A 7,643-nucleotide genomic window follows, 5' to 3' on the forward strand; every position below is an offset into this window, starting at 1 on the left:
GACGGCCTCGAGACCGAGTTCCCCGACCCCGGCTTCACCTACCTCGACGGCCCCGCCGGCGGCCTGCTCAACGGCCCCTTCGACTGACCCCGGTGGACGGCGCCCTCGCTCACACCTCGTGAACGAGAGCGCCGTTCGCTCATCCGGCACCGTCTTCAGTGCGGGACGGCGACGCGCCAGTGCGGCTCGGGGAGGGCGTGGACGTCCGCCGCTCCGGAGAGATCCGCGCGCGAGCCCGCGAGCCACCGCGCCGAGGTGGAGAACACCACCCGGTCCTCCGGGTTCACCACCACCACGTCCGCGGCCAGGTCCCCCAGCTCGCGCAGTACCAGGGTCTCGAACCGCGCCACCGGGACGTCCGCCCCCGCGACCCCGACGAACTCCCCGTCCGCGATCACCGGCAGGGTCAGGGTGAGCAGGTAGCGATCCGTGCCGTGCACGTCCACGTAGGGCCCGACGACGTGTCGCCGGCCGGTGCGCCGGGGCACCGTGAACCACTCGGCGGAGGCGTAGTCGTAGAAGCCCACGCTGGCCGGGTTGAGGTCCACCTCCAGCATCACCGGCTCGGCCGTATGCCCCGCCGCCTCCTCCGCCTGCCACCACTCCATCCGCAGGGGCCGGTCGGCGAGCAGCCCCGGCGCCACGATCACGCCCATGCCGACGGCGACCTCCCGCTCCCGGGCGAGCAGGGCCAGCAGCGGCTCCCGCAGCGCGGTGACGTCCCGGTCGCACATCCGCGCGCCGCGGGCACCTGCGGCGCGGTACCCCGCCAGCAGGCCGTCGTGCACCTCGGCGACGGAGCGGAAGACCCGCTCGACCACCGATCCGATGACGAGTGCGGCCTGGTCCGCGGGGGCGCTCACGAGCCTGCCGCCTCGGGGTAGGCGTCGGCGTGGTCGGCCCGCCGGTGGCCGCGCCGGGTGAGCCGCACGTGCGCGTCGACCAGCTGCGCAGTGACCGCGGCGACGTGCTCCTCGACCAGCCGGCGGGAGGTCGCGGGGTCGCGAGCCGCGATCGCGTCGACGACCCGGTGGTGGTCCGCGATGGTGGCCGCGAGCTCGGCCTCCGTCCGCTCCGTGCCCCAGAGCAGCTGGCCCAGCTCGAACTGCAGCTCGATCTCCTCCCGGGTGAGGCGGACGGACTGCGCGGCCGCGGCGATGTCGATGAACCAGCGCCCCTCGATCCGGCGCTGCTCGGTGCCGCCGGGGGCCGCGGCGAGCCGGCCGAGCGTCTCCCGGAGGCGCTCGATCTCGGAGTCCGCGGCCCGCTCCGCCGCGAGCCGGGCGGCGGTCCCGCTGACGGCGGCCCGCACGTCGCCCAGCTCGCGCAGGTCCGTGCTGCCCAGCTCGCGCAGCCGCCCGCGGCTCAGCTCGGTGAGCGCCTCCTCCGAGGCCACGACGAAGCTGCCGCCACCCCGCCCGCGCCGGGTCGCGACGAGCCCGCGCGCCCGCAGGTCCGACAGCGCGTCCCGCAGCGTGACCGTGGAGACGTTGAGCGACGCGGCCAGCTGCAGTTCCGACGGGAGCTGCTCGCCGTCGACGATGATGCCGAGCCCGATCGCGCTGCCCAGCCGGCGCACGACGGCCTCGCTGCGCATGGCCCCGTCGTCCAGGGGAGCGAAGACGGCCCGTCGCGCGTCGCCCGCGGGGAGCCGCACGCGCACCTCCACAAGATCGGATCCAGCCTTAACACGGGTGCCACGAGTGTGTCACGCGGCCCGGACAGCCTAGTCGAGAACTTTGAGATGTGATTTCATAGCTTTTCTCCTGACGTGACCGCCACCACACCCGGAGGACCGCGTGACGCAGACCGAACCCGAGCGCACCGGGCGGCCCGAAGCACTACAGAGACCCTTCACCCCCGGCGACCCGGCGAACGACCCCGAGCTCGGGACCTATCCGGAGACCGTCCACGGCCCGGTCCCGCTGCAGCTGACCGACCGGCGCACCGCCGAGTTCGTCGCGGAGTGGCGCAACGCCTCGTACAACTGCTACTCGTCCGGCCACAAGTTCTGCCGCGAGGTCTGCCCGGTCATGCAGGTGACCCGCAACGAGTCGTGGACCCCGACCGCCTTCCACGCGAACATCGTCGCGATGGAGAAGGGCGAGCTCGAGGTCGCCGACATCGCCGCGGACTACGTCAACTGCACCCAGTGCGGGGCCTGCGAGCTGCGCTGCCCCAACACCCTGTTCACCGGCGACTTCTACCGGTTCCGCACCCGCACCGTCGACGTCGTCAAGGCGGTCCGGGCGCTGGCCGTCGAGTCCGGGGTGCACCAGCCGCAGTGGAAGACCTGGAACGAGCGGACGAACGATCGCACTCACGAGCCCGTGCTCGGCGACACCGAGATCAGCCAGGAGAACGTCCGCGACTGGGCCGAGGGACTCGACATCCCCATCGGCGGCGAAACCGTTCTCTTCGTGGACTGCGAGGCCGCCTTCTACCGCACCGCCGTGCCCCGCGCCGTCGCGCAGATCCTGCAGCAGGCCGGCTACGAGTTCGGGCTGATGGGCGAGCAGTGGTGCTGCGGCGGACCCGCCGCCGAGATGGGCTACGTCGACCAGGCCCGGCGGTTCGCCCGGCACAACCTCGACAACTGGCGCGCGACCGGCACCAAGCGGGTCCTGGTGCTCGATCCGCACGACTACATCAGCTTCACCGAGGACTACCCGAAGTACTTCGGCGCCGAGTTCGACATCGAGGTCGTGCTGGTGATCGAGGTCCTCGCGGACCTGCTCGCCCAGGGCAGGCTGACCCCGACCGTCCCGGTGAACCGGACGATCACCTACCACGACCCCTGCCGGCTCAACAAGCGCAAGGGGATCTGGGAGGAGCCCCGCCAGGTGCTCCGGAGCATCCCCGGGCTGACCTTTCACGACGTCGACCGGGTCACCCAGTGGTCCTACTGCTCCGGCGGGGGCGGGGGCCTGCCGGTGGAGAAGCCCGAGCTCACCGCCGCGATCTCCGACAAGCGCCTCGGGCACGCCGCGGAGCTGGGCGTGGACACCCTGGTCAGCGCCTGCCCGTGGTCCGAGCGGCCGCTCTCCGAGGCCGGCGACGCGCGGGACATCGACGTGATCGACATCCACGAGATCGTCGCGGAGTCGCTGGGGATCGAGGTCGGCGGCAGCCGCGGGGCCGTGGGGGACAGACGATGTGGGGGTTGCGCGAAGTGACCACCCTGGAGCGCCCACCCCCCGACCTGATCGACCGCGTCGTCGAGCGCCTCGCCGAGGTGCTGCGCCCCGACCAGATCCTCACCGCGAAGACGGACCGCTACAACCGCGCCCGCGTCCCCGCGCCGTTCCCGGTGCACCGGTGGCGCGAGCGGGTGCCGGACCTCGCGGTGCTGCCGGAGTCCACGGAGGAGGTCGCCGCGGTCGTCGCGATCGCGAACGAGCTGAAGTGCCCGGTCGTCCCGCGGGACGGCGGGACCGGACTCACCGACGGCGCGGTGCCGCTGCGCGGCGGGATAGTCGTGGACGTCAAGCGGATGAACCAGATCCACGAGCTGGACGTGGAGAACCGCACCGTCACCGTGGGCACGGGCATCAACATGCTCAAGCTCAACGAGGTGCTGGCCAAGCACGGGTTGATCTATCCGGACGACCCCGCGTCGTACCCGTGCTCGCTGGTCGGCGGCCGGATCGGGACGTCCGGCTGGTCGCTGATCGGGGCGCGCTACGGCCACACCCGCGACCTCGTGCTCAGCTTCGACTTCGTGCTCCCTACCGGCGAGATCCTGCACGTCGGGGACGGGATCGGGCGCAAGATCTCGAAGTCCTCGTCCGGCTACCAGCTCAAGCACCTGTTCATGGGGCACCAGGGCACGCTCGGCATCGCCACCCGCGCCACGCTGAAGCTCTACCCCAAGCCCGAGGCGGAGCTGAGCCCGTTCTGGGCCTTCGACGACTACGACGCCGCCTACCGGTTCACCGGCGCGCTGGCCCGCGCCGGCGTCGCGACCTTCGCCGGCGCCGTCCTGTTCGACGAGTGGAAGGTCGCCTACCTCCGCCGGGACGACGAGGCCTACATCCCCCAGCCCGCGGACGTCCGCGCCCTGACCTGCGCGGTGCTCTACGGCTGGGAGGACGAGGTCCGGGTCGGCGGGAAGCGGCTGTTCCGGATCGCGAAGGAGCACGGCGCGCGCTACCTCGGCGACGAGATCTCCGAGGGCGACTGGGCCGCCCGGCACGACCGCTACGCCACCCCGTTGCACGGGCGCACCAAGAGCGGCCAGGTCGTGCCGATGTCCTGGCACTGCGAGGACGCGGCCGTCAACTACACCCAGGTCCCGGCCGTCACGAAGGCCTGGCACGAGATCGTCGCCGACCTGCGCCGGAAGACGGACGTGTTCGACGACTGGGGCATGTTCGCCTACACCTCCGCCGACACCGGGGTGGACTACCTGACCGAGATCGACGTCGGGATCTGGGAGCAGCGCCTGGACGACGACGCGTGGGCGATGTGGGTGAAGGCCAAGCGGGACATCGCCGCCGCCGCCCTGGCGCACGGTGGGTCGATCAGCGCCTGCCACGGCTCGTGCCGGGAGGGCGAGGTCGACCTCGTGCCGCGCGAGCTGGGGCGCGGGTTCGACGTGATGCTCGGCGTCAAACGGATGCTCGACCCGAACAACATCATGAACCCGGGCAAGTACCTGCTCGACCTCGCCTACACCGGCGACGCCGCCGACGTCTCCGCCCGGCTCGACGAGCTCAGGGGGCCGCAATGAGCTACCGGTACTCCGACGAGAACACCCCGCCCGCCCCGCAGCGCGCCTCCGAGGTCGCGATCACCACCCACGAGCACGTCTTCGAGGTGGACCCGCGGCTGATGGAGCGCTGGGTCCTGCAGCAGACGTTCCCGAACTGGGACACGTTGCGGATCATGCACGCCCGCCACGACCACCTCGACTGGATGCACGCGCACTTCGCGCGCAGGACGATCACCGGCTCGGACCTGATCACCGAGATCGAGAACGAAGCCTGAACCCCACCACTCACCGGGAGACCCTCGATGAAGTTCAGCTACGTCATGCTTCCCGACTACCCCCTCGCCGAGTCGCTCAAGTCCATCCAGCTGGCGGACGAGCTCGGCTTCCACGCCGTCTACGCCGCGGACGAGACCTGGCACAAGGACCTCTGGCTGTTGTTCGCGGCGGCGGCGGACAAGACGTCCCGGATCATGATGGGCCCGAGCGTGTCCGGGGTCGTGCTGCGCGAGCCGTCGCTCATCGCGCAGGCCACCGCCACGCTCGACGAGCTGACCGGTGGTCGCGCCGAGGTCGTCCTGTCGTCCGGCAACTTCGGCCTGCTCGCGCAGTACGGGATGGACTGGAGCACGCAGAAGCCGCTGTCCCGGGTGAAGGAGGGCGTGGGCGTCATCCGGACCCTGCTGGACGAGGGCGCGATCACGCACGACGGCGAGTTCTTCACGTACAAGGGCCTGTTCACCTTCGCCCGGCCGGTCGCCGAGCGGGTGCCGGTGAAGATGGGCGCGATGGCCGGGCCGAGGTCCTTCCAGGTCGCCGGCGAGATCTCGGACGGCTGCCACCTGGCGCTGGGCTACACGCGCGAGGCGTACCGGTACATGTACGACAACATGAAGATCGGCGCCGAGCGCGCCGGGAAGAACGTCGACGACCTGGACATCGGCGCCTGGTGCGTGGTCACCGTCGGGGAGGACTCGGCCAAGGCCAAGGAGGCCGCCAAGTCGGTGGTCGGGCTGTACGCGTCGTCGATGCCGGACTCGCTGCTGGAGCGCAACGGCGTCTCGCCGTCGGAGATGAAGCCGATCCTGGACAAGTTCGTGGCCGGCGACCTGGCCGGCTCCATCGACGCGACCCCGGACGACCTGGCGGACAAGCTCTCCGTGGCCGGGACCCCCGAGGAATGCATCGACAAGATCCGCGAGATGCAGCAGGGCGGCGCCAACCACATGATCTGCGCGATCACCGACGCGCACCTCGTCAGGACGTTCATGGGCCGCGAGATCACCGGGGTCCCGACGGTCGACGAACAGCTCACCCTGATCGCCGAGAAGATCATGCCCGCCTTCGCCTGACGGACCGTGCGTCGAAGGAGCCCCGCACCATGCAGACCTTCCACAACATCGTCGACGGCAAGCCGGTCCCCGCCTCGGACGGGCGCACGACCGAGATCGTCGACCCGTCGACCGGCGAGGTCTACGCGACCGCGCCGCTGTCCGGACAGGCCGACGTCGACGCCGCCTACGCGAGCGCGAAGCGGGCGTACGACGAGCACTGGGCCGACATCACGCCCTCGGAGCGGCAGGCGGCGCTGCTGAGGATCGCCGACGCCGTCGAGGCGAACGCCGACGAGCTCGTCGAGCTGGAGCACCGGGACACCGGCAAGCCGAAGGCCCTGACGCACTCCGAGGAGATCGCGGTCATGGTCGACCAGTTCCGGTTCTTCGCCGGGGCGGCCCGCACCCTGGAGGGCCGGGCGTCGGCGGAGTACATGGCCGGGCACACGTCGTCGGTCCGCCGCGAGCCACTGGGTGTGGTCGGGGCGATCACGCCGTGGAACTACCCGATGATGATGGCCACCTGGAAGATCGGGCCCGCGCTCGCGGGCGGGAACACCATGGTGCTCAAGCCCTCGGACACCACCCCGGCGTCGACGACCCGGATGGCCGAGCTGTTCGCCGAGTTCCTGCCCCCGGGGGTGCTCAACGTCGTGTGCGGCGACCGCAGCACCGGTGCGTTGATCTCCGCGCACCCCATTCCGGCGCTGGTCGCGATCACCGGGTCCACGCGGGCGGGCAAGGCGGTCGCCGCGGCGGCGGCCCCGAACGTCACCCGGGTGCACCTGGAGCTCGGCGGCAACGCCCCCGTCGTGGTGTTCGCCGACTCGGACGTCGCCGCGTCCGCCGAGGACATCGCCGTCGCCGGGTTCTTCAACGCCGGCCAGGACTGCACCGCCGCCACGCGGGTGCTCGCCCACGAGTCGATCGCGGGCGACCTGGCCGAGGCGCTCGCCGAGGTCGCCCGCGCGGTGCGGTTCTCCTCCGAGGAGGACGACGCAGGACCCGACTCGGAGGACCTCTTCATCCCGCCGCTGAACAACGCCGCACAGTTCGAGAAGGTCTCGGGCCTGCTCTCGCGGGTCCCCGGCCACGCGTCCGTGCTCGCCGGCGGCTCCCCGGCCGGCGGGCCCGGATTCTTCTTCCCGGCCACGGTGGTCAACGGCCTGCGCCAGGACGACGAGCTGGTCCGCGAGGAGATCTTCGGGCCGGTGATCACGGTGCAGACCTTCACCGACGAGGCGGAGGCGCTACACCTGGCCAACGACACGGACTACGGCCTGTCCTCCAGCGTCTGGACCACCGACCACTCGCGGGCGCAGCGGATGAGCCGGGGCCTGGACTTCGGCTGCGTGTGGCTGAACTGCCACATCCCGCTGGTCGCGGAGATGCCGCACGGCGGGTTCAAGCAGTCCGGCTACGGCAAGGACCTCTCCGGCTACTCCGTGGAGGACTACACCCGCGTCAAGCACGTGATGACCAAGTACGCCTGACCCCTGTGAGTGGCGGGTTATGGAGAAGTGGGAAGATACCCAGACAACCCCCCGGGGTTGAAGGGGGCGGTGGGTGGGGGGGGGGGGGGGGCGGCCGGCGGAGTG

At 71.3% G+C, this 7,643-nt stretch carries 7 protein-coding genes; 5 read left to right on the forward strand and 2 right to left on the reverse strand.

What is annotated here, in order from left to right; all coding sequences use genetic code 11:
* Positions 1 to 155: 155 nt before the first annotated feature.
* Together AB0B41_RS29160 and AB0B41_RS29165 are read right to left on the reverse strand one after the other, a co-directional pair.
* Positions 156 to 863 carry a cache domain-containing protein gene (locus tag AB0B41_RS29160; protein WP_358208928.1) on the reverse strand — a complete coding sequence of 236 codons (708 nt, stop codon included), beginning with the start codon at positions 861 to 863 and terminating at the stop codon, positions 156 to 158.
* A complete protein-coding gene (locus tag AB0B41_RS29165) occupies positions 860 to 1,657 on the reverse strand; it encodes an FCD domain-containing protein (protein WP_358208930.1) in 798 nt (265 codons plus the stop codon). The genes AB0B41_RS29160 and AB0B41_RS29165 overlap by 4 nt, the downstream gene beginning before the upstream one ends.
* Before the next feature lie 142 nt (positions 1,658 to 1,799).
* Between AB0B41_RS29165 and AB0B41_RS29170 the strand changes: the two genes are divergently transcribed.
* Genes AB0B41_RS29170 through AB0B41_RS29190 form a run of 5 tightly spaced genes read left to right on the forward strand, consistent with a single transcriptional unit; the run spans position 1,800 to position 7,538 of the window.
* Positions 1,800 to 3,176: a (Fe-S)-binding protein gene (locus AB0B41_RS29170; RefSeq protein ID WP_358208932.1), complete on the forward strand. Its 1,377-nt coding sequence runs from the start codon at positions 1,800 to 1,802 to the stop codon at positions 3,174 to 3,176.
* Positions 3,173 to 4,732, forward strand: a complete 1,560-nt coding sequence (locus AB0B41_RS29175; protein ID WP_358208934.1) for an FAD-binding oxidoreductase — start codon at positions 3,173 to 3,175, stop codon at positions 4,730 to 4,732. The genes AB0B41_RS29170 and AB0B41_RS29175 overlap by 4 nt, the downstream gene beginning before the upstream one ends.
* Positions 4,729 to 4,989 carry a hypothetical protein gene (locus AB0B41_RS29180; RefSeq protein ID WP_358208935.1) on the forward strand — a complete coding sequence of 87 codons (261 nt, stop codon included), beginning with the start codon at positions 4,729 to 4,731 and terminating at the stop codon, positions 4,987 to 4,989. Before AB0B41_RS29175 ends, AB0B41_RS29180 begins: the two co-directional genes overlap by 4 nt.
* Positions 4,990 to 5,016: 27 nt before the next feature.
* A complete protein-coding gene (locus AB0B41_RS29185) occupies positions 5,017 to 6,063 on the forward strand; it encodes an LLM class flavin-dependent oxidoreductase (RefSeq protein ID WP_358208937.1) in 1,047 nt (348 codons plus the stop codon).
* A gap of 29 nt (positions 6,064 to 6,092) precedes the next feature.
* Entirely contained in the window at positions 6,093 to 7,538 is a 1,446-nt protein-coding gene (locus tag AB0B41_RS29190) for an aminobutyraldehyde dehydrogenase (protein ID WP_358208939.1), read from the forward strand.
* Positions 7,539 to 7,643 lie beyond the last annotated feature (105 nt).

The sequence above is a fragment of the Pseudonocardia sp. NPDC049154 genome (assembly GCF_040648315.1).
Classification (GTDB): Bacteria; Actinomycetota; Actinomycetes; order Mycobacteriales; family Pseudonocardiaceae; genus Pseudonocardia.